The sequence below is a fragment of the Kitasatospora sp. MBT63 genome, assembly GCF_000710465.2.
GTDB lineage: Bacteria > Actinomycetota > Actinomycetes > Streptomycetales > Streptomycetaceae > Kitasatospora.
The window spans coordinates 544-26,260 of record NZ_JAIZ01000487.1 but is presented as its reverse complement, the minus strand read 5'-3'; the positions used below and the strand labels follow the sequence as shown (position 1 = coordinate 26,260).

Annotated in this window: 23 protein-coding genes, 1 tRNA gene and 1 pseudogene; 8 read left to right on the top strand and 17 right to left on the bottom strand. The window is 73.9% G+C overall.

The window, feature by feature from the left end; genetic code table 11:
• The 7 genes and pseudogenes from AA75_RS49805 to AA75_RS26465 all read right to left on the bottom strand — a co-directional run.
• Positions 1-460: pseudogene (locus tag AA75_RS49805) on the bottom strand (hypothetical protein); the annotation flags it as partial.
• A gap of 43 nt (positions 461-503) precedes the next feature.
• On the bottom strand, positions 504-1,505 hold the full coding sequence (locus tag AA75_RS26490) for an SMI1/KNR4 family protein (protein WP_033822768.1): 1,002 nt from the start codon (positions 1,503-1,505) through the stop codon (positions 504-506).
• A gap of 98 nt (positions 1,506-1,603) precedes the next feature.
• Entirely contained in the window at positions 1,604-2,710 is a 1,107-nt protein-coding gene (locus AA75_RS26485) for a DegT/DnrJ/EryC1/StrS aminotransferase family protein (RefSeq protein WP_033822767.1), read from the bottom strand.
• A gap of 10 nt (positions 2,711-2,720) precedes the next feature.
• The gene (locus tag AA75_RS26480) at positions 2,721-4,259 is read right to left on the bottom strand and encodes an MBL fold metallo-hydrolase (RefSeq protein ID WP_051813415.1); all 1,539 of its coding nucleotides are present in this window, start codon (positions 4,257-4,259) and stop codon (positions 2,721-2,723) included.
• Positions 4,256-5,383: a DegT/DnrJ/EryC1/StrS aminotransferase family protein gene (locus tag AA75_RS26475; protein WP_233289200.1), complete on the bottom strand. Its 1,128-nt coding sequence runs from the start codon at positions 5,381-5,383 to the stop codon at positions 4,256-4,258. Before AA75_RS26475 ends, AA75_RS26480 begins: the two co-directional genes overlap by 4 nt.
• 68 nt (positions 5,384-5,451) lie before the next feature.
• Positions 5,452-6,432 (bottom strand): NAD-dependent epimerase/dehydratase family protein, encoded by a 981-nt coding sequence (locus tag AA75_RS26470; protein ID WP_033822766.1) that lies wholly within the window; start codon positions 6,430-6,432, stop codon positions 5,452-5,454.
• Entirely contained in the window at positions 6,429-7,595 is a 1,167-nt protein-coding gene (locus AA75_RS26465; RefSeq protein ID WP_233289199.1) for a Gfo/Idh/MocA family protein, read from the bottom strand. The genes AA75_RS26470 and AA75_RS26465 overlap by 4 nt, the downstream gene beginning before the upstream one ends.
• 398 nt (positions 7,596-7,993) lie before the next feature.
• Here AA75_RS26465 and AA75_RS26460 point away from each other — a divergent pair, with 398 nt between their 5' ends.
• The 3 genes from AA75_RS26460 to AA75_RS26450 all read left to right on the top strand — a co-directional run bounded on the left by AA75_RS26460 (position 7,994) and on the right by AA75_RS26450 (position 10,309).
• A complete protein-coding gene (locus tag AA75_RS26460; RefSeq protein ID WP_051813411.1) occupies positions 7,994-8,464 on the top strand; it encodes a YwqJ-related putative deaminase in 471 nt (156 codons plus the stop codon).
• Between the two features lie 38 nt (positions 8,465-8,502).
• A complete protein-coding gene (locus tag AA75_RS26455) occupies positions 8,503-9,003 on the top strand; it encodes an SUKH-3 domain-containing protein (RefSeq protein ID WP_033822774.1) in 501 nt (166 codons plus the stop codon).
• A gap of 178 nt (positions 9,004-9,181) precedes the next feature.
• Positions 9,182-10,309: an acyltransferase family protein gene (locus AA75_RS26450; RefSeq protein ID WP_051813409.1), complete on the top strand. Its 1,128-nt coding sequence runs from the start codon at positions 9,182-9,184 to the stop codon at positions 10,307-10,309.
• On the opposite strand, the gene AA75_RS26445 is transcribed toward AA75_RS26450, so the two are convergent.
• Positions 10,274-11,560 carry a sensor histidine kinase gene (locus AA75_RS26445; RefSeq protein ID WP_051813407.1) on the bottom strand — a complete coding sequence of 429 codons (1,287 nt, stop codon included), beginning with the start codon at positions 11,558-11,560 and terminating at the stop codon, positions 10,274-10,276. The two genes, AA75_RS26450 and AA75_RS26445, sit on opposite strands and share 36 nt — an antisense overlap.
• A gap of 341 nt (positions 11,561-11,901) precedes the next feature.
• Here AA75_RS26445 and ppc point away from each other — a divergent pair, with 341 nt between their 5' ends.
• Positions 11,902-14,625: a phosphoenolpyruvate carboxylase gene (gene ppc, locus AA75_RS26440; RefSeq protein ID WP_051813416.1), complete on the top strand. Its 2,724-nt coding sequence runs from the start codon at positions 11,902-11,904 to the stop codon at positions 14,623-14,625.
• 96 nt (positions 14,626-14,721) lie between these two features.
• Here the strand turns inward: ppc and AA75_RS26435 are convergent, their stop codons facing one another.
• The 6 genes from AA75_RS26435 to AA75_RS26410 all read right to left on the bottom strand — a co-directional run bounded on the left by AA75_RS26435 (position 14,722) and on the right by AA75_RS26410 (position 19,658).
• Entirely contained in the window at positions 14,722-14,979 is a 258-nt protein-coding gene (locus AA75_RS26435) for a hypothetical protein (RefSeq protein ID WP_033822764.1), read from the bottom strand.
• Between the two features lie 183 nt (positions 14,980-15,162).
• Complete coding sequence (gene pth, locus AA75_RS26430; protein ID WP_033822763.1) at positions 15,163-15,750, bottom strand: aminoacyl-tRNA hydrolase; 588 nt, start codon at positions 15,748-15,750, stop codon at positions 15,163-15,165.
• Between the two features lie 157 nt (positions 15,751-15,907).
• Positions 15,908-16,513 (bottom strand): 50S ribosomal protein L25/general stress protein Ctc, encoded by a 606-nt coding sequence (locus tag AA75_RS26425; RefSeq protein WP_033822762.1) that lies wholly within the window; start codon positions 16,511-16,513, stop codon positions 15,908-15,910.
• Between the two features lie 278 nt (positions 16,514-16,791).
• Entirely contained in the window at positions 16,792-17,769 is a 978-nt protein-coding gene (locus AA75_RS26420) for a ribose-phosphate diphosphokinase (RefSeq protein WP_033822761.1), read from the bottom strand.
• Positions 17,770-17,972: 203 nt separating this feature from the next.
• Entirely contained in the window at positions 17,973-19,439 is a 1,467-nt protein-coding gene (gene glmU, locus AA75_RS26415) for a bifunctional UDP-N-acetylglucosamine diphosphorylase/glucosamine-1-phosphate N-acetyltransferase GlmU (protein ID WP_033822760.1), read from the bottom strand.
• Between the two features lie 144 nt (positions 19,440-19,583).
• A tRNA-Gln gene (locus AA75_RS26410) sits at positions 19,584-19,658 on the bottom strand.
• Between the two features lie 166 nt (positions 19,659-19,824).
• On the opposite strand from AA75_RS26410, the gene AA75_RS26405 reads away from it, so the two are divergent.
• Genes AA75_RS26405 through AA75_RS26395 form a run of 3 tightly spaced genes read left to right on the top strand, consistent with a single transcriptional unit; the run spans position 19,825 to position 22,422 of the window.
• Positions 19,825-20,787 carry a fatty acid desaturase gene (locus tag AA75_RS26405; RefSeq protein WP_033822759.1) on the top strand — a complete coding sequence of 321 codons (963 nt, stop codon included), beginning with the start codon at positions 19,825-19,827 and terminating at the stop codon, positions 20,785-20,787.
• 26 nt (positions 20,788-20,813) lie between these two features.
• Positions 20,814-21,545 (top strand): TetR/AcrR family transcriptional regulator, encoded by a 732-nt coding sequence (locus AA75_RS26400; RefSeq protein ID WP_033822758.1) that lies wholly within the window; start codon positions 20,814-20,816, stop codon positions 21,543-21,545.
• Positions 21,546-21,570: 25 nt separating this feature from the next.
• Positions 21,571-22,422, top strand: coding sequence for a DMT family transporter (locus AA75_RS26395; protein WP_033822757.1), 852 nt, complete (start codon positions 21,571-21,573; stop codon positions 22,420-22,422).
• Between the two features lie 25 nt (positions 22,423-22,447).
• On the opposite strand, the gene AA75_RS26390 is transcribed toward AA75_RS26395, so the two are convergent.
• The gene (locus tag AA75_RS26390; protein ID WP_033822756.1) at positions 22,448-23,227 is read right to left on the bottom strand and encodes a methyltransferase domain-containing protein; all 780 of its coding nucleotides are present in this window, start codon (positions 23,225-23,227) and stop codon (positions 22,448-22,450) included.
• A gap of 111 nt (positions 23,228-23,338) precedes the next feature.
• On the opposite strand from AA75_RS26390, the gene AA75_RS26385 reads away from it, so the two are divergent.
• A complete protein-coding gene (locus AA75_RS26385; RefSeq protein ID WP_033822755.1) occupies positions 23,339-23,833 on the top strand; it encodes a MarR family winged helix-turn-helix transcriptional regulator in 495 nt (164 codons plus the stop codon).
• A gap of 49 nt (positions 23,834-23,882) precedes the next feature.
• On the opposite strand, the gene AA75_RS26380 is transcribed toward AA75_RS26385, so the two are convergent.
• Positions 23,883-25,385 carry a nucleoside-diphosphate sugar epimerase/dehydratase gene (locus tag AA75_RS26380; RefSeq protein WP_233289198.1) on the bottom strand — a complete coding sequence of 501 codons (1,503 nt, stop codon included), beginning with the start codon at positions 25,383-25,385 and terminating at the stop codon, positions 23,883-23,885.
• A 99-nt stretch (positions 25,386-25,484) separates the two neighbouring features.
• A partial coding sequence (locus tag AA75_RS52430) for a response regulator transcription factor (RefSeq protein ID WP_233289197.1) occupies positions 25,485-25,717 on the bottom strand: 233 nt, incomplete at its 5' end.

The window sequence follows — 25,717 nt, the reverse complement described above, 5'->3', positions numbered from 1 at the left end:
CCGCCGGGTCCGCGGCGGCGGGCGGGGTCGGTGGCGCGGCGGCGGGCGCCGCGGCCTCCTGGGCCAGCCTGGCGGCCTCGGCGGCCAGCGCGTCGGCGCCGGCCTGCTGGAACCACTGCGGGGGGCTGAGCAGGAAGGAGGTCGCCTCGACCGAGTTGGGCACCGGCTTGGCCGCACCCGCCGGGTTGGGCTCGCTCCGGCTGCCGTACAGCTCCTCGAACTGCCGGACCACCTCGTTCACCGGCAGCGGCGGCCAGAGCGTGCTGGCACCGCTGTCCCGGGTGATCACCAGCCGGGCGTCGCCGCCCCGGGCCGGGGTGCCGTCCGTGTGGTCCTCGGCCCAGCAGACGAAGCCCAGGTCGAACTCGCGCACCCGGACCTCGCGCTGCTGGGAGCGCGGCACCCCCGCGTTGATCCACTCCTCGGCGATCTCCTGAGCCTGCGCGTAGGTCGTCACCACGCCCCGTTCCCCTCTTCCTTGCCGGCCACCGTGTGCCCCCGCATCAGTTCACCGGGACGGCGCGGGCGAACCCGCCGTCCACCATCAGTGCCGCGACCGTCTCCAGCTCCGGCGGGCTGCCCGCCAGCCGGAGCAGGAAGGCGTCGAAGTCCTCCCCGCAGGGCAGCAGCAGCCGGGCGACCCGCTCCTCGGGCGGCTCGGGCGCGGCCGAGTCCCGGGCGTCGTCGTACGGGCAGAACCAGACCGAGCCGGTCTGCTCGCCGCGGACCTTGACCGCCAGCAGGCCGCCCTGGACGTAGGCGACGGCGAGGTAGTCCTTGGTCAGGTGGTCGCGCAGGCACTTGTTGGCGTACACCAGGTCGTGCGCGCCGTACTCGTCGCTCAGCGTCAGGAACGGCTGGTCGAGCAGCACCCCGTACTCGACGTCCAGGGCCACCCCGGCGGGGGCGCGGCCGCCGGCCAGCTTGAGGAAGCTGCGGTAGGCGGCGGGCAGCGGGTGGCCGAGCCGCTGCTCGGCGTGCTGCACCTGGTCCTCGGTGACGGCCAGCGGGTCGCCGCCGTCCCGGGCGAGCGACAGGTGGGCCGGGCGGTGCTCCTGGAGCGGGCGGGTGCCGCGGCGGGCGTGGTCGGCGGTGGAGCGGGCCAGGCCGCCGTGGTGCCGCAGCAGCGCCTTGACCTCGACCGGGATCAGCTCCATCCGGCGCAGCCCCGGGGCGGCCCGGCCGACCACGTGGTGCCAGGTCCAGCCGGCCGGGGTGGCGACCGCGGTCTCCAGGTCGGCCCACAGCTGGTGGCCCTGGGTGTAGAGCGCCGCGTTGGCCGAGACGTAGTCGGTGAGCCGCAGCTCGTCCACGCCGAAGCCGGCCGGCGGGTCGGCCACCTCGGCGGCGGCCGCCGCGTAGGCGCTGAAGTCCGGGTATCCGTACTCGTCCACCCGCACCCCGGCGGGGTGCGCGGCGGCCCGGACCGGATCCGGGAACTGCACCACCTGACCCGCGTACGCCGAGTTGGGCGCGGCGGCGGTGGCGGGCCGACCTGTCGTCATCTGGGTGCCCCCACACTGGCTGAAGCAGATTTGCTGGGCACCAGCGTAGGGGGTGCGGGCGGGGGCTCGTCCCCCCGCCCGCGGGGTGGGGCGGCCGGTCAGATCCGGGTCAGCGCCTTGGCCAGGATCTCGGCCACCCGCTCCTGCTGACCCTCCGTGATCTGGGGGTACAGCGGGATGGTCAGGATCTGGGCGGCGGCCCGCTCGGCGACCGGGAACGCCCGCTCGGCGTACCCCAGGTGGTGGAAGGCGGGCTGCAGGTGGACCGGCACCGGGTAGTGCACACCAGCGCCGATCCCGGCGGCCTGCAGCTCGGCCAGCACGGTGTCGCGGCCGCGCTCGACGCGCACCGCGTACAGGTGCCAGACGTGCTCGTTGCCGGGCAGGGTCCGGGGGGTGGTGAGACCGTCCAGGCCGGCCAGCAGGGTGTCGTAGCGGGCGGCGGCGGCCCGGCGGGCCTCGTTCCAGGCGGGCAGCCGGCGGAGCTTGGCGCGCAGCACCACCGCCTGGAGGGTGTCCATCCGGGAGTTGAAGCCGAATCGCTCGTGCACGTACTTGCGGCCCGAGCCGTGGTCCCCGATCAGCCGCACGGCCGCCGCCAGGCCGGCGTCGTCGGTGACCACCGCACCGGCGTCGCCGTACGCGCCGAGGTTCTTGCCCGGGTAGAAACTGGTGGCCGAGATCCGGCCCCAGGAGCCGGAGAGCCGGCCGTCCTGCCGGGCGCCTTGGGACTGCGCGCCGTCCTCGACCACCGGACGGTCCCCGGCCAGCTCCAGCAGCGGGCGCATCGGGGCGAGCTGGCCGTTGAGGTGCACCGGGACCACGGCGGCGGCCTGCGGCAGCGCGTCGGCGACGGCGGCCGGGTCGATCAGCAGGTGCTCGGGGTCGACGTCCACCAGCACCGGCCGCAGCCCGGCCCGGATCACCGCCTCGGCGGTGGCCACGAAGGTGTTGGCGGGCAGCACCACGCCGGCGCCGGCCGGGAGCTCCAGCGCCCGCAGCGCCAGCTCCAGCGCGTCGGTGCCGTTGGCGACCCCGACGGCGTGCCCGACCCCGGAGAACGCCGCGTACTCCGACTCGAAGGCGGCCACGTCCGGGCCCTTGATGTACGCGCCGCTGAGCAGGACCCGGTCGAAGCCCTCCCGTACCTCCTCGGCGATCTCGGCGTGCGCGGCTTGCAGGTCGACGAGCGGGATGTCGGTCACCCGGGGCTCCTCAGCTGGTTGTCCGGCCCTCGGGCCGGGATGGTGGGTCGTCCTTGGACTGCTCGGCCGGCTCGACGAGCAGCGGGAGCGCGCCGCCGGACAGACAGGCCCCGGTGGCCGCGTCCCACTTCCAGTGGTGGCGCGGGCACTCGACCAGTCCGTCGGCGATCACGGCGTGGCTCAGGTCCTCACCCGCGTGCGGGCAGTACCGCTGCAGCCGCAGGCCGTCCCGCTCGATGGTCTCCGCCCTGGTCCGCTCGCGCACCAACTGCCTGGTCTGGGCGGGGTGGTGGCCGTAGCGGAGCAGGCTCAGCAGGGTGAGGTCGAAGACGTCCGGGTCACGGTGCAGGCTCAGGCGCATCGACAGCAGCGCCTCCTCCCAGCCGGCGCGGCCGTCCAGCACCGCCCGCAGCGCGCGGGCCGGCACCCGGATCACGTACGAGGGGTCGACCGGCTCGTCCTCCAGCTCCACCCGGTCGGCCAGTTCGCCGAGGGCCAGGCCCCAGACGGCACCCTCGGCCTCCAGCCGCAGCCCGGCCCGGTAGTCGCTGAGCAGCGGGCGGTTGAGCCGCTGGAGGCGGTCGAAGTACGCCTCCACCTCGGCGGCGGCGACCGGCGCGGCCTCGCCCTCGTGGTAGGCCTCCCACTCGGCGCGGCGGCGCTCCCGGTAGTCGGCCAGGTAGCCGTCGGGGTCGGTGTGCCAGCGGCCGGGCGGGGCCGGGTCGGCGACCTGGTCGCCGGGGGCGGTGCGGATCACCTCGGTGGCGGGGCAGGCCTCGGCGAACCGGGCGGCGACGTCCTCCCAGTGCGGGAAGATGGTCCGCTCGCGGTCGTTGTACCGGGCCAGCGCCGGGTCGAGGAAGCAGGCCGGGCCGGCCGACGGCAGGTAGGCCCGGGCCCCGGTCAGCCGCACCTTGCGGACCAGGGTGTCCAGCAGGTCGTCGCGGACCGCGGCGGTCTTCGCGGCCATCCGCTCCGGCGGGTAGTCGTAGGCGTTCGGGTACCACATCGCGCCGGAGTACTGGGCGGCCAGCAGGTCGACGCCGCCGGGGAGTTCGGACAGCGGGGTGTTGCAGTCGTTGAGGTCCAGGAAGCGGAAGCCGCCGAGGTCCAGCAGCAGGCCGCTGTCCTCCTTGTGGCTGGTGTCCAGCAGCATGGTGGCGGTGCAGTCCGGGCCGAGCCGGTACTCCTCGCGGTGGCCCAGCCGGACCTGCTCGCCGAAGCCGAGCGCGGCGAGCCGCCGCCCGAGCTCGCCGGTGCGGAAGCGCGGCACCAGGACGGTGGTCTCCCGGGAGAGCTGGGCCAGCGTCCGCTCGTCGAGGTGGTCCTCGTGGGTGTGCGAGACGTACAGGTAGTCGTACCGGCCCGCGACCGTCCCCGGCAGCAGCTCGCGGTTGTCCGGGTACGGGAACCAGGCCTCCAGGAAGGCCGGGTGGAACCAGGGGTCGATCAGGATGCGCAGCCCCGCGTGCTCGACCACGAACCCGGCGTGCCCGAGGTGCCGGATCGACGTCCCGGCCGGCAGCGAGGCCCGGACCGGTGCTCTCACCCGATGGCCTCGCGGAGCGCGGCGACCACCCGGTCCTGCTGGGCCTCGGTCAGGGTGTGGAACAGCGGCAGGATCAGCGAGCGCCCGGTGATCAGCTCGGTGGCGGGCAGCGGCACCCGGGCGGTCCCCTTGTACGGGGCCTCCAGGTGGGCCGCCATGATGCCGCGCCGGGCCGAGACGCCGGCCGCGGCCAGCCGGGCCAGCACCTCGGTGCGGTCCGGCGCGCCCTCGGGCAGCAGCAGCCAGCAGGACTGGAAGTTGCCGGTGCCGTGCGCCGGGTCCGCCACCAGGCCGTCGGCCAGCGGGCCGAGCAGTTCGCGGTAGCGGGCGGCCAGGGCGCGGCGGCGCTCGACCATCGCGGGCAGCTTGCCCAGCTGGACCAGGCCGACGGCGGCCTGGATGTCGGTCATCCGGTGGTTGAAGCCGATCTCGTCGTACGTCTCCACCACCATGCCGCCGCCCGCGGCGTGCCGGTCGGCCGCCGAGACGCTCATCCCGTGCTCGCGCAGCCGCCGCAGCCGGGCGGCGAGGTCGCCGTCCTGGCAGGTGACCATGCCGCCCTCACCGGTGGTGAGCAGCTTGCGCGGGTGGAAGGAGTACGCGGCGATCTGCGCGGTGGCGCCGGCCGGGCGGCCGCGGTAGACCGAGCCGGCCGCGCAGGCGGCGTCCTCGACCACGGTGATCCCCCGCGGCTCGGCCAGCGCCCGGACCGCGTCCAGGTCGACCGGGACACCGCCCTGGTCGACCACGACCACCGCGCGGGTACGGTCGGTGAGCGCGGCGGCGACGGTGTCGGCGGTGAGGTTGCCGTCGGCCGGGTCGACGTCGGCGAAGACCGGTACCGCCCCGACGTAGGTGACGGCGTTGGCGGTGGCGATGAAGGACAGCGAGGGCACCACCACCTCGTCGCCCGGCCCGACGCCCGCACCGATCAGCGCCAGGTGCAGCGCGGTGGTGCAGGAGGAGACCGCGACGGCGTGCGGGACGCCGAGGTGGTCGGCGAAGGCGCGCTCGAAGGCGGCGACCCGGGGGCCCTGGGCGACCCAGCCGGAGCGCACCGCCTCGGCGGCGGCCGCGGCCTCCTCCTCGCCGAGCCAGGGGATCATCACGGGGATCTGGGGCACAGCCGGGACGGTGCTGGACACGCGCTGCTCCGAAGGACGTGGCGGGAAGGACGTGACGGGAAGGGGGGTTACTGCTCGCGCCACCAGGCGACCAGCTGGCGCAGGCCCTCGTCCAGCGCCAGTTCGGGCTTCCAGCCGAGGTCGCGTTCGGCCGCGGAGATGTCGGCCAGGCGCCGGACCACGCCGCCGGCGGTGCCGCGGGCCGGTCCGTGCTCGACGTCCAGGTCGGTGCGGTCCATCGCGGCGAGCAGGGCGTCGGCCAGGCCCCGCAGCGAGACCTCGGCGGAGCTGGCGATGTTGTAGACCCGGTCGGTGACGGGGGCGGCGGCGGCCAGCAGGTTGGCCCGGGCGATGTCCTCGGTGTGGACGAAGTCCATGGTCTGGGCGCCGTCGCCGAAGATCAGCGGGGGCTGGTCGCCGGCGATCCGCTCCATCCAGCGGATGAACACCTCGGTGTAGCGGCCGTGCACGTCCATCCGCGGGCCGTAGACGTTGAAGTAGCGCAGCGCGACGTAGTCCAGCCCGTACATGGCGTGGAAGCTGCGCAGCAGGCCCTCGTTGAAGACCTTGGCGGCGCCGTACAGGGTGTCGTTGTGGTACGGGTGCTGGGTCTCGGGGGTGGGGAAGGTGTCGGCCAGGCCGTAGACCGAGGCGGTGGAGGAGGCGATGACCTTCTTCACGCCCTTCTCGGCGGCGGCCTCGACCACGTCGAAGGTGCCGTCGACCATGATCTCCAGGGCCAGGCGCGGTTCGGCGGCGCACTGGGTGATCCGGATCGCGGCGAGGTGGAAGAGCAGGTCGGTGTCGTCGCCGAGCAGGTCGCGCAGGAGCGCGCGGTCGCGGATGTCGCCGTCCACCACCCGCAGCTGTCCGGGGGCGGCGGCGGCCTCGGCGTGCGCCAGGTTCTCCATCCGGCCGCGGACGAAGTTGTCCAGCACGATCACCTCGCGGGCCCCGCCCTGGATCAGCTGGTCGACGACGGTGGAGCCGATGGTGCCGGCCCCGCCCGTGACCAGGCAGCGGGAGCCCTCAATGGCGACTGCGTTCATCGGGCGGAAGCCCTTTCCTGAGCGGTGATCAGTTCGATGTCGTCGGCGCCGCCGACCGGGACGGTGGCCCCGCCGAGCTCCAGGCTCCGTGAGGCGGCGTGCAGCAGCTGCAGCACCCGCAGGCCGGAGCGGCCGTCGGTGAGCGGGGCGCGGCCCTCGGTGATGGCCGCGGCGAACTCGCCCATCACGTTGCGCAGGGCCTCCTGCTCGACCAGCGCCGGGGCGACCATGTCGCCGACCCGGTACGAGATCAGGGCCCGGTGCCGGATGGCGTCGGTCAGCTCGTCGGGCGGGGTGAGGTCGACGCCGCGGTCGTGGATCGCCAGCCGGGCCTGCGGGTTGAGGTCGTCCCAGACCAGGGTGCGGCGGGAGCCGCCGATCAGGGTGGTCCTGACCTTCGTCGGGGAGAGCCAGTTGACGTGGCAGTGCGCCAGCGCGCCGTTGCTGAGCCGGACCGTCAGGTACGCGACGCAGGCCCGGCCGGCCCCGATCGGGTCGGCGCCCTGGGCGCTCACCCCGACCGGCTCGACGCCGGGCGGCAGCACGAAGTCGAGGATCGACAGGTCGTGCGGGGCGAGGTCCCACAGCACGTCCACGTCGGGCTGGACCAGCCCGAGGTTGATCCGCACCGAGTCGAAGAACTGGATGTCGCCGATCTCGCCGCCGTGCACCAGCTCCCGGATCCGCCGCACCACCGGGGTGTAGCAGAAGGTGTGGTCGCACATCAGGACCAGCCCGCGCTCCTCGGCGAGCGCGACCAGTTCGGCGGCGTCCGCCACCGTGGTGGTGATCGGCTTCTCCACCAGGACGTGCTTGCCGGCCTCCAGGGCCGCCCTGACCAGCTTGTAGTGCGCCGCGGCCGGGGTGGCGATCGCCACCGCCCTGACCCGCTCGTCGGCCAGCACCTCGTCGAAGGAGGTGGTGGTGTCGACCGTGCTGTACTCGCCGAGCACCCGCCGGGAGCGCTCCTCGTCCAGGTCGCACAGCCAGTGCAGCCGCAGCCCGGCCGTCTGCTGCGCGTTGCGGACCAGGTTCGGCCCCCAGTACCCGGCGCCGACCACCGCCAGGCCGATCCGCTCGACCGGCTGCGGCTCCGCCACACCCGGGGTCGGCACATGCTCGCCAGGCGCCTCGTGCGCCACGTCCTTGGACCCGCTCGCCACCGCAAGACCCCCCTTGCCACGGCCCCGGAAGCGCCCTCGCCCCGGCTGCCTCTGCCTGCCCCGCGCGGCCCGGGCACAGGCCGCTCTCCCCACGGCCCGACCCCTCTGACCTCGCAGTGGAACGGTACCGGGCACGGCAGTCGGAAATGGGCCGAATCCGGAAACCCGGCGCGGCCGCGGGACGGCGCGGCAGCCTGGAGCACACGCTCCGTACACCGCCGCCGACCGGCGGCGCAGCACCCGCCGCCGGACCCCGGGGCGCCGGGTGTCGGAGGGGTTTGGCAGGCTGTTCCCACCATCCGCGCGCGGGCGCCGTGCGACCCTGGTGGTCACCGTCCGTCAGCAGACCCCCGGCAGCGGAGAACTGCCGGTGCGCCGAGCACAGCCGAGGAGCAGCCATGGAACACCCGGAGCCCGAGAGCGGCACGCCGGCGCCGGTGCTGCGCCACCACCGGGACAGCCTGCTGCCGGCCGTCGCCGCCGCGCTGTCGCTGCGCGACGGTACGGTGCACACGCTGGCCGGCGACAAGGGCGGCCGCGCGCCGCTGCTGCACCCGCTGGTCGCCGAGTTCCTGGCCGCGCTGCCGCTGGAGCACCGCGAGCGGTTCCTCGGGCACTGCCCGGAGCCGGCGCTGCTCTCGCAGTTCCTCGCGGGCGTGGACGCCGGCCGCTCCAAGCGGGCCGCCCGCAAGCCGCTCGCCCTGGCGGAGGCCCGGAAGGCGCTCAAGGGTGCCAGGCTGACCACGGTGCGGATCCGCGAGGAGGGCGATCCCGCGCACGGGACGCACGCGCCGCCGTGCCGTTCCTGCGTCCCGTTGCTGGAACATCTGAACGTCACGAGCGTCGCCGTCGGGCCCACCCCCCGCTGAGCCGCGCCCCTCCTGTCCCCCAGTCACCGGAGCACACCCTGAACCCGACCGCCCTGCGCACCCAGCCCCGCTTCCCCGCCGACGTCGCCGCCGCCCTCAAGCAGGCCGGCTGGCACCCCGGCCGCTGGGAGATCCGCCAGGCCGAGGAGTGGGCCGACGAGCTGGCCGCCCACGACCGGCCGCCGCAGGCCGGGCACGCCGTCTTCCCGGCCGCCGTCGAGGCCTGGGCCGAGTTCGGCGGGCTGTCCTTCGACCTGTCCGGAGCCGGCCGGGTGCAGGCCAGGACCCCCTTCCGGCTGGACCCGCGGTGCGGGCTGCACCAGCCCAGGACGCTGGCCGACCTCGGCCGGGCGCTGGGGACCAGGCTCGCCCCGCTCGGCGAGGAGGCGTACGGCCGGGCGCTGCTGGCCATCGACGAGGCCGGCCGGGTCTACAGCCTGGACCACGCCGGCGAGTGGTTCCTCGGCCGGTCCGTTGACGCGGCGGTCGGCACCCTGGTCCTGGGCCTGCGCCAGGAGCGCCTGCGGACGGCGGACTGACGCGCCGTCCGGGTCGGATCGGGTCGCGGCCGGGCCCGCCGTCCGGGCGCGCGACGGAGCCCCGCGCGCCCCCCGGTGTCCCGATTCCCGCCGATTCCCTCCCGCCGGACGGCCGTTGCCGCCACACTGTGCCGCAGCTTGTGTGGAGCTTGTGAGGGGACCACCGGGAGGAATCGCGATGAGCGCACCGACGGCCGCCGCGACCAGGACGGCGGCGCCGCCCGCACCCCGGCCGGAGCGGCAACCACTGTTCGACAACGCCAAGTTCGCCGCGGTCGCGCTGGTGGTCTGTGCGCACACCTGGATGCCGTTGCTGGCCGCCGACCGGACGGTCGCCGCCGCGGTGCTCACCATCGCGGCCTTCTCGATGCCGGTCTTCATCACCCTGTGCGGCTACTTCGCCCGCCCGAGACCCGGCCGGCCGCCGGTGGACGGCGGCCGGCTGATCTCCCAACTGGCCGTCCCCTACCTGGTCTTCCAGGTGCTCTACAACCTGGTCGGGATGGCGCTGGAGCGGCGGCTCGCGCCGATCGCGCTGCTGGAGCCGCGCTGGCTGACCTGGTTCCTGCTCTCGCTGCTGCTCTGGCGCCTCAGCGTGCCGCTGTGGACGGCGCTGCGCCACCCGCTGCCGGTGGCGGTGCTGGTCGCGGCCGGCTCCGGCGCGATGGCCGCCTTCCCTGAGGAGCTGGCGCTCGGCCGCACCCTGGGCTTCCTGCCGTGGTTCGTGCTCGGCCTGGTGCTGCGGCCCGGGCACCTCGCCGTGCTGCGCCGCCGGCCGGTGCGCCGCGCGGCGCCGTACGCGCTGGCGGCGGTGTTCGCCACGGTCTGGCTGGCCGCGCCGAAGCTGCTGAACCCGGGCTGGGTGGAGTACACCGGGAGCGCCGCCGAACTGCACGTCGGCTACCCGCTCTGGGTGGCCGTGCGGTGCGCGCTGGGCGGGCTGTCGCTGGTGGCCGGCGCCGCGTTCCTGGCGCTGCTGCCCGAGCGCCGCACCCGGTGGACGGCGCTGGGCGGCGCCTCGCTGTACGTCTACCTGCTGCACGGGCTGCCGCTCAAACTGGTGCAGGCCTCCGGGATCTACCACGCCCGGGCGCTGCACCACTGGTACACCGCGCTGCCGCTGCTCGGGGCCTGCGCGCTCACCCTGGCGGTACTGCTGGCCACCGGCGCGTCGGTGCGGTTCTTCGGGCCGCTGGTGCAGCCGCGGCTCGGGTGGCTGCTGCGGCCGACCGGGACGGTCCCGGGCGGGCCGGTGCCCGCCGGGCCGGGCTCAGGCCAGCCGGTCGGCGCGGACGGCCAGGCGTGAGGGCAGCACCGCCTCGACGCGGAAGCCGCCGTCCTCGGCCGGGCCCGCGCTGAAGCTGCCACCGAGCGCGACCACCCGCTCGCGCATGCCGAGCAGGCCGTTGCCGCCGCTGGGCAGCGCGACCTTGGCGCCGTCGCCGTCGGCCGGGGCGTTGACCACCGCGACCCGCACGCCGTTCGGCCGGTAGGCGAGCTGCACGGTCACCCGGGCGCCGCCGGCGTGCTTGTGCGCATTGGTCAGCCCCTCCTGCACCAGCCGGTACGCGGTCCGCTCGGCCTGTCCGGTGTACGGGCAGCTGTCGCCGCTGACCGTCAGGCTGACCAGCATCCCGGCGGCCCGGGACTGGTCCACCAGCCGGGGCAGCCCGGCCAGGCTGTCCGGGCGGTCGGCCTGCGCGGCGGCCGGCTCGGCCATCCGCAGCACGCCGAGGATCTCGCGCAGCTCGTCCAGCGCCTGCCGGCCCACCTCACCCATCAGCTTCGCGCTCTGCTGGGCCCGTTCGGGGTCGCGCGGGATGGTCCGCTCGAGGGCGGCGGCGTGCACCACCATCAGGCTGACCCGGTGGGCCACCACGTCGTGCATCTCGCGGGCGATCCGGGTGCGCTCCTCCAGCCGGGCCCGCCGGGCGCGTTCCCTGGCCTGCTCGGCCAGCAGGTCGAGTTCGGCCTCCAGGCCGTGGGCCCGGTCCTTGAGCGACTCCACCAGCCGGCGCCGGGCACCCACGTACAGGCCGGTGACCACCGGCGGGACGGTCAGCCCGACCGCCACCAGCGCGGCCAGCAGCACGAAGACCCAGGCGGGCGGAAGCGGGGCGGCCGGGTCGGCCTGCTCCCCCGGCGCGAAGATCGCGAACAGCACCATGCCGAAGGTCTCCACCAGCGCCAGCGCGGACAGCGCCACCACCCGGCGCCGCCGCGACGGCCACTCCCAGGTGGCGGCCAGCGTGTAGAGCGAGACGACCAGCAGGATCATCCCGAACAGACCCGGCACGAACACCAGCGCCACCAGCACCGGCACCGCCGGCCAGCGGCGGCGCACCACCAGGGTCGCCCCCGCCAGCGCCCCGGGGACCGCGGCGGCCACCGCGATCCCGGTCCCCAGGTGCAGGCGGTCCTGCACCACCCCGTACGCGCCGAAGGCGCACTCGAGTCCGGCCAGTGCGGCCAGCACGATGTCCAGCAGCGCGCTGCGGCGCCGATCCCACCACCACAGCTGGTGGGCCGGGCCGCCCCCGTCAGGCGACTTGCTCATGGGGGACAGCCTACGGGCGGCGCCCGGCCCGCCCCCAGGCAGTTCCCGGACGCGGCCCGCCACGGCCCCGCGGCACGCCCCGGTGTCCGGCATCCGGCCACTTCTCGGACGCGGCATCCGCTCCCACCTATGCTGGTCCGCGACGGACAGCGCGGTCCGCACCCCTCTCCCGGCACACCGGCGGCGCACCCCCGGCGGCCGGCCCGCGGGAGGGAGAGCCGTTGCCCGAACCCCACCACCACAGGGAGCCAGCCGTGACCGCTCCGGTCCCCACCTCGGCCGACAGCCCGTCCCCGCTCGGACACGACCCGGTCGCGGCCAACGCCGCGCTCCGCGCCGACATCCGCCGCCTCGGCGACCTGCTCGGCGAGACCCTGGTCCGGCAGGAGGGCCCCGAACTGCTCGGCCTGGTCGAGCAGGTCAGACTGCTCAGCCGCACCGACGGCGAGGCCACCGCGCAGCTGCTCGCCGAGATCGACCTGGAGACCGCCGGCAAGCTGGTCCGGGCCTTCTCCACCTACTTCCACCTGGCGAACGTCACCGAGCAGGTGCACCGCGGCCGCGAGTTCGCCACCCGCCGGGCCCGCGAGGGCTCGCTGCTGGCGCAGACCGCCGACCAGCTCGCCGACGCCGACCCCAAGCACCTCCAGGACACCCTGTCGCACCTGGCGGTCCGTCCGGTCTTCACCGCGCACCCGACCGAGGCCGCCCGCCGCAGCGTGCTCAACAAGCTCCGCCGGGTCGGCGAGCTGCTGGAGCGGATCCACCGCGAGCACGTCGCCTCCGGCCTGTCCACCTCCGACCCGGTGCGGCACTCCTCCGCCAAGCGGCAGGCCGACCGCCGGCTCGCCGAGGTGATCGACCTGCTCTGGCAGACCGACGAGCTGCGGATCGCCCGCCCGGAGCCCACCGACGAGGCCCGCAACGCCGTCTACTACCTGGACGAGCTGTACCGCGAGGCGGTCCCCGAGGTGCTGGAGGAGCTGCACGAGGAGCTGGCCCGGGTCGGTCTGACGCTGCCCGAGGGCGTGCGCCCGCTGACCTTCGGCACCTGGATCGGCGGCGACCGGGACGGCAACCCGAACGTCACCCCGGCCGTCACCTGGGACGTGCTCAACCTCCAGCACGAGTACGGCATCAAGGACGCGCTGGCCGCCGTCGACGACCTGCGGGCCGCGCTGTCCACCTCGGTCCGCCTCGCCGGCGCCTCCGCCGAACTGCTGGAGTCGCTGGACGCCGACCTCGCGGTGCTGCCCGAGCTGAGCCCGCGCTACAAGCGGATGAACGCCGAGGAGCCGTACCGGCTGAAGGCCACCTGCGTGCGGCTCAAGCTGGAGAACACCCGCGAGCGCCTCGCCGCCGGCACCCCGCACGTCCCGGGCCGGGACTACGTCGGCACCCGCGAGCTGGTCACCGACCTCAAGCTGATCCAGGACTCGCTGCGCGGCCACCGCGGCCAGCTGATCGCGGACGGCCGGCTCGCCCGGGCGATCCGCACCATCGAGGCGTTCGGCCTCCAGCTGGCCACCATGGACGTGCGCGAGCACGCCGAGGCCCACCACCACGCGCTCGGCCAGCTCTTCGACCGGCTCGGCGAGGAGGCCTGGCGCTACACCGACATGCCGCGCGAGTACCGCCAGCGGCTGCTCTCCAAGGAGCTGCGCTCGCGCCGCCCGCTGGCGCCGACCCCGGCCCCGCTCGACGCGGCGGGCACCAAGACGCTCGGCGTCTTCAACACCATCCGCGAGGGCTTCGACCGCTTCGGCGACGAGATCGTCGAGAGCTACATCATCTCGATGTGCCAGGGCGCCGACGACGTCTTCGCCGCCGCCGTGCTGGCCCGCGAGGCCGGGCTGATCGACCTGCACGCGGGCATCGCCAAGATCGGCATCGTGCCGCTGCTGGAGACCACCGACGAGCTCCAGGAGGCCGACCGGATCCTGGACGAGATGCTCTCCGACCCGTCCTACCGCCTGCTGGTCTCGCTGCGCGGGGACATCCAGGAGGTCATGCTCGGCTACTCGGACTCCTCCAAGTTCGGCGGCATCACCACCTCCCAGTGGGAGATCCACCGGGCCCAGCGCCGGCTGCGCGACGTCGCCCACCGGTACGGCATCCGGCTGCGGCTGTTCCACGGCCGCGGCGGCACCGTCGGCCGCGGCGGCGGCCCCTCGCACGAGGCGATCCTGGCCCAGCCCTGGGGCACCCTGGAGGGCGAGATCAAGGTCACCGAGCAGGGCGAGGTGATCTCCGACAAGTACCTGCTGCCCTCGCTGGCCCGGGAGAACCTGGAACTCACCATCTCGGCCACGCTGGCCGCCTCCGCACTGCACACCGCACCGCGCCAGGCGCCCGAGGAGCTGGCCCGCTGGGACGCCGCGATGGACCAGGTCTCCGAGGCCGCGCACACCGCGTACCGGACCCTGGTCGAGCAGGAGGACCTGCCGAAGTACTTCTTCGCGGCCACCCCGGTCGACCAGCTGGCCTCGCTGCACCTGGGCTCGCGCCCGTCCCGCCGCCCCGACTCGGGCGCCGGCCTGGACGGTCTGCGGGCCATCCCGTGGGTGTTCGGCTGGACCCAGTCCCGGCAGATCGTGCCCGGCTGGTACGGCGTCGGCTCGGGCCTGGCCGCCGCCCGCGCGGCGGGCCTCGGCGACGTGCTGGACGAGATGCACGGCCAGTGGCACTTCTTCCAGAACTTCCTGTCCAACGTCGCCATGACGCTGGCCAAGACCGACCTGCGGATCGCCCGCCACTACGTCGAGCAGCTGGTCCCGGCCGAGCTGCACCACGTCTTCGACCAGATCGTGGCCGAGCACGAGCTGACCCTGCGCGAGGTGCTCCGGCTGACCGGCGAGAGCGAGCTGCTGGAGCACAACCCGGTGCTCAAGCAGACCTTCACCGTCCGGGACGCCTACCTCGACCCGATCTCCTACCTCCAGGTCGCGCTGCTGCGCCGGCAGCGCGAGATGGCCGAGCAGAACCGGGCGGACGACCCGCTGCGGGCCCGCGCCCTGCTGCTGACGGTCAACGGCATCGCGGCCGGCCTGCGCAACACCGGCTGACGCCGGACGGGCGGTGACGCAGGAAGGGACCGGCCCCGCGGGGCCGGTCCCTTCCGCATGCCGGGGCTTCGCGGTGCCGGGGCTTCGCGCGCCCGGTCAGAACGTCGTCGGCCGGCCGGCCCGGCGGCGGCGCAGCCAGGTCGCGGCCCCGCCGGCCGCCACCACCAGACCGCCGCCGACCGCGTACAGGCCGGCGGAGCCGCCGACCGAGCCGGTGGCGGGCGGGATCAGCTGGGCGGCCGCGGGTTCCGGGGCCGTCGAGGGGGCGTCGGTCGACTCGGCCGCGTGTGCGGACTGGCCGGCCAGTCCGCAGGCAGCCAGGCACAGTACCGCCCCGCCGGCAGCGCGCCCCACCCGGACACCCCGTGAGCGAACCACAGCCTTTACCCCCAGAATCGGCCTCTCAACCCCTTCGTACAGAGCTGACCGTATCGAAGGGCCGGGCGCCGCTGACCCGGTTTCAGCTTCCGTCCCCCAAAGCGTTGCACGACCGTTGTGTACCGTGCGTCGCTCGAGGCCAAGGAAACTGACTCGCCATCAGGAGTTGTACGTGCTCTGGGCGCGCTCCAGGCCCTCCGACAGCAGCGCCTCCACCGCGTCGGCCGCCCGGTCCACGAACCAGTCCAGGTCCTTGCGCTCGGTGGCGGAGAAGTCCTTGAGCACGAAGTCCGCGACCTCCATCCGGCCCGGCGGGCGGCCGATGCCGCAGCGCACCCGGTGGTAGTCGGGGCCGAGCGACTTGGTGAGCGACTTCAGCCCGTTGTGCCCGTTGTCGCCGCCGCCGGTCTTCAGCCGCAGGGCCGCGTAGTCCAGGTCCAGCTCGTCGTGGACGGCGACGATGCCGGCGGTGGGCACCTTGTAGAAGTCGCGCAGCGCGGTGGTCGGGCCGCCGGAGAGGTTCATGAAGGTCATCGGCTTGGCCAGGACGACCCGCTTCCCGGCCAGGCGGCCCTCGGCGACCTGGGCCCGGCTCTTGTGGGCCTTGAACCGGGCGCCGATCCGCTCGGCCAGCAGGTCGGCCACCATGAAGCCGATGTTGTGCCGGTTGCGGGCGTAGCCGTCGCCGGGGTTGCCCAGCCCGACCACCAGCCAGGGGCCCGTGTACTCGTCCGCCGCCGTGCTCATGCTGCCGCTCTCCGCTCGCTGTCGATCTGTTCGGCCCCCATTATCCGCGACCGCCGTGCGCCGGGGGCCCTCCCGCCCGGAGGCGGACACGCCGCTGCCCCGGCCGCCCCGCGAGGGGGCGGACCGGGGCAGCGGTCGGGTGCGTTCAGCGCGAGGCTCAGGCCTCGGTGCCGGCCTCGGCAGCCTCGGCCTCGGCGGCCTCGGCGTCGGCGTCGGCCTGCGAGGCCTGGGCGCCGATGACCTGCAGCACGACGGTGTCGGCCTCGACGGCCAGGGTGGCGCCCTTGGGGAGCTCGATGTCACCGGCGGTGATCGAGGCACCGGCCTCCAGGCCCTCGACCGAGACGGTCACGGACTCGGGCAGGTGGGTGGCCTCGGCCTCGATCGGCAGCGCGTTCAGCACGTGCTCGAGCAGGTTGCCGCCGGGGGCCAGCTCGCCCTCGGTCAGGACCGGGATCTCGACGGTGACCTTCTCGCCACGCTTGACCAGCAGCAGGTCGACGTGCTCGATGGTGCGCTTGATGGCCTCACGCTGGACGGCCTTCGGCAGCACGAACTCGTCCTTGCCCTCGATCGGCACGACCAGCAGCGCGTTGGGGGTCTTCAGCGCCATCATCAGGTCGTGGCTCGGCAGGTTCAGGTGGACCGGGGCGTGGCCGTGGCCGTAGACGACACCGGGGACGAAACCGGCACGACGGGCGCGACGGGCGGCACCCTTGCCGAACTCGGTGCGGGTCTCGGCGGCAAGGCGGATCTCGGACACGACTGCACTCCTCGTAAAAGCTGGCGACGGGTGCAGGCGACAACAGAAAACCGCCGGGCCACACCCTCAAGTACGTTCGGGGGGACGCTCGGCGGCGGATGACGGGAGGTCACGACCGGACTGCGGTCGGACCGGCGCGTCGATCACGGATGCGGCACCCGCACGGGCACACGGCATCCCTCGCCGAGCAGTCTCACGAGTCTAACCGCACTGCACGTCAACCATGAAATCGGCCCCCGGCGCGGGCTGCGCCGGGGGCCGGTCGACGGCACCGGAGGTCAGTGCACGCCCTCGAACAGGGAGGTGACCGAGCCGTCCTCGAAGACCTCGCGGATCGCCGCGGCGATCGACGGGGCGATGGAGAGGGTGGTGACCTTGTCCAGCTGGAGCTGGGCCGGGGTCGGCAGGGTGTTGGTGAAGACGAACTCGCTGACCCGCGAGTTCTTCAGGCGGTCCGCGGCCGGGCCGGAGAGCACGCCGTGGGTGGCGGCGACGATCACGTCGGCGGCGCCGTTCTCGAACAGCGCGTCGGCGGCGGCGCAGATGGTGCCGGCGGTGTCGATCATGTCGTCGACCAGGACGCAGACCCGGTCCTTGACGTCACCGACCACCTCGGCGGACAGGATGGTGTTGGCCTGGCTCATGTCGCGGCGCTTGTGGATGATCGCCAGCGGGGCGCCGAGCCGGTCCGACCACTGGTCGGCGACCTTCACCCGGCCGGCGTCCGGCGAGACGATGGTCAGCTTGGAGCGGTCGACCTTCTCGCCGAGGTAGTCGCAGAGCACCGGCAGCGCGAACAGGTGGTCCACCGGGCCGGAGAAGAAGCCCTGGATCTGCGCGGTGTGCAGGTCCACCGCCATGATCCGGTCGGCGCCGGCCTGGGCCAGCAGGTCGGCGATCAGCCGGGCCGAGATGGGCTCGCGGCCGAGGTGCTTCTTGTCCTGCCGGGCGTAGCCGTAGAACGGCAGGATCGCGGTGATGCTCCGGGCGGAGGCCCGCTTCAGAGCATCGATCATGATCAGCTGTTCCATGATCCACTGGTTGATGGGAGCCGTGTGGCTCTGCATCACAAAGCAGTCCGCGCCGCGCGCGGACTCCAGGAAGCGGACGTAGATCTCGCCGTTGGCGAAGTCCAGGGCCTTGGTCGGGACGAGTTCCGTCCCGAGTTCCGCTGCCACCTCCGCCGCCAGCTCAGGGTGGGCACGGCCGGAGAAGAGCTTGAGCTTCTTCTCACCCGACGTCGTGATCCCGCTCACTGCACCGTCTCCTCGCGTTGCTGCCGCACATGGACCCGCCCGGGCGCACCCGGGCAGGACCCGGGCGGGCAGGTGGGCGGGGGATTGGGAGTACGCCGAGGCGCGGACAGAAGCCCAGTGGCGCACGTATGTACTCCAGGTTACGCGCCCCGCCGGAAAGCGTCCGCCCCGGGACCACTCCGCAAGATCGGCACCCGCCCGGCCTAGGCCTGGCCCGCCTCACCCGTCCCGGGCGTCCCGGCGGCCTCGGCGGCCTGGGCGGAGGCCGTCCCGGGGCGCTTGCGGGCCACCCAGCCGGCGATGTTGCGCTGCTGCGCCCGGGCCACGCCGAGGGCGCCGGCCGGGACGTCGTTGGTCACCACGGAGCCGGCCGCGGTGTAAGCACCGTCACCCACCGTCACCGGGGCGATGAACATGTTGTCCGAGCCGGTGCGGCAGTGCGCCCCGATCACCGTGCGGTGCTTGTTCACCCCGTCGTAGTTGACCGTGACGGAGGCCGCGCCGATGTTGCTGCCCTCACCGATGGTGGCGTCGCCGATGTACGACAGGTGCGGCACCTTGGCGCCCTCACCGAGCTCGGAGTTCTTGATCTCGACGTAGGTGCCGGCCTTGGCCTTGCGGGCCAGCCTGGTGCCCGGGCGCAGGTACGCGTACGGGCCGACCGAGGCCAGCTCGCCGATCTCGGCGCCGACGGCCGTGGTGTTGCTCACGTGCGCCCCCGCGCCGACCAGGGTGTCGGTCAGCGTGGTGTTGGGGCCGACCTCGCAGCCCTCGCCGAGGTGGGTGGCGCCGTGCAGCTGGGTGCCGGGCAGCACCACGGCGTCCGGCTCGTAGCCGACCTGGACGTCGAACCAGGTGGAGGCGGGGTCGACCACGGTGACGCCGGCCCGCATCGCCCGCTCCAGCAGCCGGTCGTTCAGCATCCGGCGGGCCTCGGCCAGCTGGACCCGGTCGTTGATGCCGACGATGTCCCGGTAGTCGGCGGCGACCACGGCGCCCACCCGGTGGCCGGCGGTGCGCAGGATCGCCAGGGTGTCGGTGAGGTACTCCTCGCCCTGCACGTTGTCCGTGCCGAGCCGGCCGAGCGCCTCGGCGAGCAGCTTGGCGTCGAAGGCGAAGACGCCGGAGTTGATCTCGGCGATGGCGCGCTGCTCGTCGGTCGCGTCCTTGTGCTCGACGATCGCGGCCACCTGGCCGTCCGCCTCGCGCAGGATCCGGCCGTAGCCGGCGGCGTCCGGCACCACGGCGGTGAGCACGGTGACGCCGTTGCCCTGGGTGGTGTGCGCCTCGGCGAGGGCGGCCAGGGTGGCGCCGGTCAGCAGCGGGGCGTCGCCGGTGGTGACGATCACCGTGCCGTCCAGCTGCACGCCGTCGGCGGCCAGCGCCTCCAGCGCGGTGCGCACCGCGTGGCCGGTGCCGTTCTGCTCGGCCTGGACGGCGGTGCGCACGCCCGGGTACTCGTCCGCGAGGTGCTGCTGGACCAGCTCGCGCATGTGACCGACCACGACCACCAGCTGCCCGGGGGTCAGTTCCTGCGCGGCGCTGACCGCGTGCCCGACCAGGGTCCGGCCGCAGATCGGGTGCAGCACCTTGGGCAGTGCCTTGGACTTCATCCGAGTTCCGCCACCGGCGGCGAGCACGATCACGGCAGCGGTCTGGTTGGCACTCACGCTGGAGGCTCCTCGGTCGGTCACGGTGAGGGAGGGGAGGCAGCCGGACGTGGCCCGCACGGCCTCGTTCGGCAGCTCAGAGGATATCCGGGTGTCGGGGGACACCGGCCCGGGGTCGAAGCACCGCGGGGGAGGGCGAAGGGGCTCCCCGGGCAGGAATCGAACCTGCGAAGACCAGATTCAAAGTCTGGGCGCCCGTGCCAGCAGAGCAACCGGGGATGGCAAGCACACCCTACGGGTTTCACGCCCTCAGCTCCACCACTATGGCGGTTGTCCGCCACCCGTCCGGGGCGGCTGCGACACGTCTTCCCTTCGGCGGCGACAGAACCTACGATGCCGTAAGTTACGGCTACGTAGGTACCGGCTTCGCCCCCCAAGGACCGTCATGACCATTCAGGCCGACGAAGCGCGCCCGCAGGCTGCGGACCCCGCCGTCGTACCGCTGACCGCGACCATGAGCGGGGACCGGCAGGGCCTCGTCGAGCGCGTCACCATAGGGATCTTCATCGCCGTCCCGTTCCTCGCCGTGGTCGCCGCCGTGCCGGTCGCCTGGGGATGGGGGCTGGGCTGGCTGGATCTGACCATCGCCACGGCGATGTACTTCCTCACCTGCCACGGCATCACCATCGGCTACCACCGCTACTTCACCCACGGCTCGTTCAAGGCCAACCGGGCGCTGCGGATCGCCGTCGCCGTCGCGGGCAGCCTGGCCGTCGAGGGCCCGCTGGTGCGCTGGGTGGCGGACCACCGCAAGCACCACCGGTTCAGCGACAAGGAGGGCGACCCGCACTCGCCGTGGCGCTACGGCGAGAGCGTGCCCGCGCTGCTCAAGGGCCTGTGGTGGGCCCACATGGGATGGCTCTTCGACGAGGAGCAGACCCCGCAGCACAAGTACGCCCCCGACCTGGTCAACGACCCGGACATCCGGCGGATCTCGCGGCTGTTCTGGCTCTTCACGCTGGTCTCGATGCTGCTGCCGCCGCTGGTCGGCGGGCTGGCCACGATGAGCTGGCACGGCGCGCTGACCGCGTTCTTCTGGGGCACCCTGGTGCGGATCGCGGTGCTGCACCACGTCACCTGGTCGATCAACTCGATCTGCCACGCGATCGGCGCCCGCCCGTTCAAGTCCCGCGACCGGTCCGGCAACGTCTGGTGGCTGGCCGTGCTCTCCTGCGGCGAGTCCTGGCACAACCTGCACCACGCGGACCCGACCTCGGCCCGGCACGGCGTGCTGCGCGGGCAGATCGACTCCTCGGCCCGGCTGATCCGCTGGTTCGAGAAGGCGGGCTGGGCGAAGGACGTCCGCTGGCCCAGTACGGAGCGGATCGCCGCCCGCCGCACCGCATGAGGCGTGCGCTGAAGCATGATGTAGGGGTGAACGGGAGCAACGGAGACAGCGCGGCCGGCCATCGCACCTCGCGGACGCAGGACGGTGGCCCGGCACCCGCCCGCACCCGCTCCACCGCGCCGGCCCGCGGCGGCAAGAGCCGTGCACGGGTGCGGATGACCGGGAAGCAGCGGCGCGAGCAGCTGCTGGAGATCGGCCGCTCGGTCTTCGCCGAGCGGGGCTACGAGGGCACCTCGGTGGAGGAGATCGCCGAGCGGGCCGGGGTGTCCAAGCCGGTGGTGTACGAGCACTTCGGCGGCAAGGAGGGGCTGTACGCGGTCGTGGTCGACCGTGAGATGCAGCTGCTGCTGGACATGGTCACCGGGGCGCTCACCGGCGGGCACTCGCGCGAACTGCTGGAGCAGGCCGCGTTCGCCCTGATGGATTACATCGACACCTCCACCGACGGTTTCAAGATCCTCGTCCGGGACTCCCCGGTGGCCCAGTCCACCGGCAGTTTCGCGTCGCTGATCAGCGACATCGCGGTCCAGGTGGAGGACATCCTGGGGCTGGAGTTCAAGTCCCGGGGCTTCGACCCCCGGCTCGCGCCGATGTACTCGCAGATGCTGGTCGGCATGGTGGCGCTCACCGGCCAGTGGTGGCTGGAGGTGCGCAAGCCGCAGAAGGCGGAGGTCGCCGCCCACCTGGTCAACCTCGCCTGGCACGGCCTGGAGGGCCTGGAGCGGCACCCCAAGCTGGTCGGCGACCGGAAGGGCTGAACGGCCCTGAGGAGATGGTGACCCTTTGCTGGTCTTCCTCCTGGCGATCGGCGCCGCCTGCTGCCTGGGGCTCGGATTCGTGCTCCAGCAGCACGCCGCCCAGCGCGCCCCGCGCGACGACCTGCTGCACTGGCGGCTGCTGCTCGACCTGGTGAAGATGCCGGACTGGCTGCTCGGGATCGCCTTCATGGTCGGCGGGCAGGTGCTCAGCGCCCTGGCGCTGGACCACGGCGAGGTCTCCCTGGTGGAGCCGCTGCTGGCGACCAGCCTGGTCTTCGCGATGCTGCTGGCCCGGGTGCTCACCGGCCAGTCGCTGGGCCGCTCCGGCTGGGGCGGCGTGGCGCTGATCGCCGCCGGGGTGACGACCTTCATCGCCGCGGGCCGCCCGCAGGGCGGTGAGCCGCCCGACAGCCAACTGCGCTACTGGCTGGTCTTCGGGATCGTCACGGGCCTGGCCCTGCTGCTGGTCGGGGTGGCCCGGCGGCTGCCGCTGCTGGAGGAGGCCACCCTGCTGGCACTGGCCGCCGGCCTGCTGTACGGGCTGCAGGACGCCCTCACCCGCTCGATCGCGCAGGACCTGGACACGGCCGGGGTGGGCGGGGTGCTGGTCACCTGGCAGCCGTACACGGTGCTGGCGATCGGGGTGTTCGGGCTGCTGCTGGTGCAGTCGGCCTTCGAGGCGGCGCCGCTGCGGATGTCGCTGCCCGCGCTGACCGCCGCGCAGCCGCTGACCGGGATCGCCTGCGCGGTGGGGTTCCTCGGCGACCAGGTCCGGGTCACCCCGGCGGCGCTGGCCGGGCAGGCGGCGGGTCTGGTGGCGATCGTGGTGGGCGTGGTGCTGCTCGGCCGGCACCCGGCGATGCCGGGCTCCTCCTGAGCGCGCCGCCGCCCGTACGGACGGCTCAGCGGCGCACGCCGACCGCGAAGATCCGGCGGAACGGGAAGACCGTGCCGCCCTCCCCCGCCGGGTAGGCCTCGCGCAGCAGCGCCGCGTACTCGGCCAGGAAGTCCGCCCGCTGCGCGGGGTCGGTGAGCAGGCCGAGGACCGGGCGCAGCGCGGTTCCCTTGGTCCACTCCAGCACCGGGTCCGGGCCCTGGAGCACGGTCAGGTAGGTGGTCTCCCAGACGTCGGCGGTGCAGCCGGCCGCGAGCAGCGCGCGCAGGTACGCGTCGGGCTCGGGGACACCGGCCCGGGTGCGGTCGGCGCCGAGAGCGGAGCGCCAGCGGGGGCTGCGGCGCAGTTCGGCGAGCAGGGTGTGGCTGGGGGCGTCGAAGTTGCCCGGTACCTGGAGGGCGATCACCCCGCCGGGCCGCAGCGCGCCGGCCCAGCGCGGCAGCAGGGCCAGGTGGTCGGGGATCCACTGCAGGGTGGCGTTGCTGGCGATCAGGTCGGGGGCGGCCGGCGAGGGGTCGTAGGCGGCCGCGTCGGCGAGCAGGTAGGCGGCGGTCGGCTCGCCCTCGGCGCGGGCGGCGGCGAGCATCTCGGCGGAGTTGTCGACGCCGGTGAGGTCGGCGTCGGGCCAGCGTTCGCGCAGCACGGCGGTGGAGTTGCCCGGGCCGCAGCCGATGTCCAGCACGGTGGGGGCGGCGGGGAGCACGGGCACCCGGCCGAGCAGCTCGTACAGCGGTCGGGTGCGCTGGTCGGCGTAGCGCAGGTACTGGTCCGGGTCCCAGGTGGTCATGGCGGCCTCGCAAAGTATCTCGACATCAAGATATCTACCCCAGGCTGCCTTCTGTTATCTCTTGATGTCAAGAGACTTCACATCGACACAACCACCGATACACTGATCGTCATGGAGGACGAGGTCGACCGGCTGGTCGCAGCATGGCGCCGAGAGCGCCCCGACCTCGACGTCGAACCGCTCGAGGTGCTCAGCCGTGTCAGCCGGCTCGCCCGCCACCTCGACCGGGCCCGGCGGATCGCGTTCGCCGAGCACGGCCTGGAGCCCTGGGAGTTCGACGTCCTGACGGCGCTGCGCCGGGCCGGCTCCCCGTACCAGCTCTCCCCCGGCCAGCTGCTCACCCAGACCCTGGTCACCTCCGGCACCATGACCAACCGGATCGACCGGCTGACCGGCAAGGGCCTGGTCAAGCGGCTGCCCGACCCGGACGACCGGCGCGGCGTGCTGGTCCGCCTCACCGACGACGGCCGCGACAAGGCCGACCAGGCGCTGGCCGGCCTGCTCGCCCACGAGCGCGAGATCCTCGCCCAGCTCAGCGCCGGGCGGCAGAGCGAGCTCGCCGACCTGCTCCGCCAGCTCACCGCCCCCTTCGACCAGGCCGGCTGAGACCCCCGGCCGGCCGGGAGCCCGCCGGACGCCCGGTCCGGGCGCCCGGTCAGAAACCGTCCGGGTACGGCGCGCTCAACGCCGGCACCGGTGCGGCCTCCGGGGTCCGGTAGCCGGGCAGCAGCTCGGCCAGCAGGGCCCGGACCTGGAGGTCGGAGTTGTCGGCCGCCGCCTCGTACAGCCCGGTCAGGCCGCCGGCCAGGTCCTCCGGGACGGCGGAGTGCTCCGCCACCGTCGCGTAGATCCGGCTGTGCACGGTGGGCAGCCGCTCCTCGCGCTCGGAGAACAGCGCCTCGTTCAGCTTCTCCCCCGCCCGCAGACCGGTGTAGCGGATCTCCACCTCCTCCGCCTCCATCTGCACCTGGCGGGCGAAGTTGTGCACCAGGTCGACGATCCGCACCGGCTCGCCCATGTCGAGCACGAAGACCTCGCCGCCCTCGGCCATCCGGCCGGCCTCCAGGACCAGCCCGACCGCCTCCTCGATGGTCATGAAGAAGCGGGTGACGTCCGGGTGGGTGACGGTGACCGGCCCGCCGCTGCGGAACTGCTCGGCCAGCACGGACAGCAGCGACCCCCGCGAGCCGAGCACGTTGCCGAACCGGACGGCGGTGAAGACCCCGGTGCCCAGGTTGCGCGCGTCCCGGGCGTTGGCCTGCACGATCAGCTCGGCCAGCCGCTTGCTGGCACCCAGCACCGAGGTCGGGTCGGCGGCCTTGTCGGTGGAGATCAGCACGAACCGCTCCACCCCGGTGGCCAGCGCCGCCTCGACCAGGTTGTCGGTCCCGAGCACGTTGGACTTGACCGCCTCGGAGGGATGGCGCTCCAGCAGCGGCAGGTGCTTGTGGGCGGCCGCGTGGAACACCACCTCGGGCTTGAGGTCGCGGAAGATCTGCTGGATCCGCCGCCGGTCACGGATGTCCGCGATCACCAGCGACTCGTCGGTCAGCAGCGCCTCGCCCCAGATCTCCAGCTGCAGCCGGTGCAGGTTGGACTCGTCGTGGTCGAGCATGTACAGCGCGGCCGGCCCGAACGCGTTGACCTGCCGGCACAGTTCGCTGCCGATCGAGCCGCCGGCCCCGGTCACCAGGACCCGGCGGCCCTCGATCACCGCCCGGACGTCCGGCGAGACCACGTGCACCTCGGCCCGGCCGATCAGCTTGTTCACGTCCAGGCTGCGCAGGTCGGAGCCGACCACCTCGCGGCGCAGCGCGGCCAGGAACGACGGCAGGTAGCGGACCGCGACCCCGGCCGCCGCGGCGGCGGTGGCGAGCGCACGGACCATCCGGTGCGGCAGGCCCGGGATGGCGAGCACCACCACCTGCGCCCGGTGCTTCACCGCCAGCTCGGTCAGCTCGGCGAGGGTGCCGAGCACCGGCACCCCGTCGATCTCGGTGCCGGCCTTGGCCGGGTCGTCGTCCAGGACGCCGACCGGGGTCAGCCCGAACTCCGGGGTCCGGTCCAGGTCGCGGACCAGCGCGGAGCCGGCCGCACCGGCACCGATCACCAGGGTCCGCAGACCTGTCGAGCTGTCGACTTGCCGAGGAACACGCACGGTGAATGGATCCAGGCGTGCGGCATTGCTGTGCGGCGACATCTGTCCTCCGGTTTCCCTGACCTGACGGAGTCGGTATCTGGGCGTGGCGGGGGCTGGTCAGCCGGCGCCGGGGCCTGTGGTCGAGGCGACGGTGTGAGCGGGTGCGGACGGCAGCGGCGGCTCGGCCGGCGAGATCCCCGCCCGCCGGGCCACCGCGACGGCCGCGAGGGTGGAGTGCACCCCCAACTTGCCGAGCACGTTCTGCATATGGGTACGGACGGTGTGCGGGGAGAGGTACAGCCGCTCGGCGACCGCCTGCCGGCCGAGACCGGCCACCATGCAGCGCAGCA

What these genes read in the sequence shown, in the direction of transcription:
- AA75_RS26490 (WP_033822768.1), bottom strand. Translation starts at nt 1,505, where the DNA reads ATGACGACAGGTCGGCCCGCCACCGCCGCCGCGCCCAACTCGGCGTAC.
- AA75_RS26470 (WP_033822766.1), bottom strand. Translation starts at nt 6,432, where the DNA reads ATGAACGCAGTCGCCATTGAGGGCTCCCGCTGCCTGGTCACGGGCGGG.
- AA75_RS26460 (WP_051813411.1), top strand. Translation starts at nt 7,994, where the DNA reads ATGGAACACCCGGAGCCCGAGAGCGGCACGCCGGCGCCGGTGCTGCGC.
- AA75_RS26450 (WP_051813409.1), top strand. Translation starts at nt 9,182, where the DNA reads ATGAGCGCACCGACGGCCGCCGCGACCAGGACGGCGGCGCCGCCCGCA.
- AA75_RS26445 (WP_051813407.1), bottom strand. Translation starts at nt 11,560, where the DNA reads ATGAGCAAGTCGCCTGACGGGGGCGGCCCGGCCCACCAGCTGTGGTGG.
- pth (WP_033822763.1), bottom strand. Translation starts at nt 15,750, where the DNA reads ATGAGCACGGCGGCGGACGAGTACACGGGCCCCTGGCTGGTGGTCGGG.
- AA75_RS26405 (WP_033822759.1), top strand. Translation starts at nt 19,825, where the DNA reads ATGACCATTCAGGCCGACGAAGCGCGCCCGCAGGCTGCGGACCCCGCC.
- AA75_RS26390 (WP_033822756.1), bottom strand. Translation starts at nt 23,227, where the DNA reads ATGACCACCTGGGACCCGGACCAGTACCTGCGCTACGCCGACCAGCGC.
- AA75_RS26385 (WP_033822755.1), top strand. Translation starts at nt 23,339, where the DNA reads ATGGAGGACGAGGTCGACCGGCTGGTCGCAGCATGGCGCCGAGAGCGC.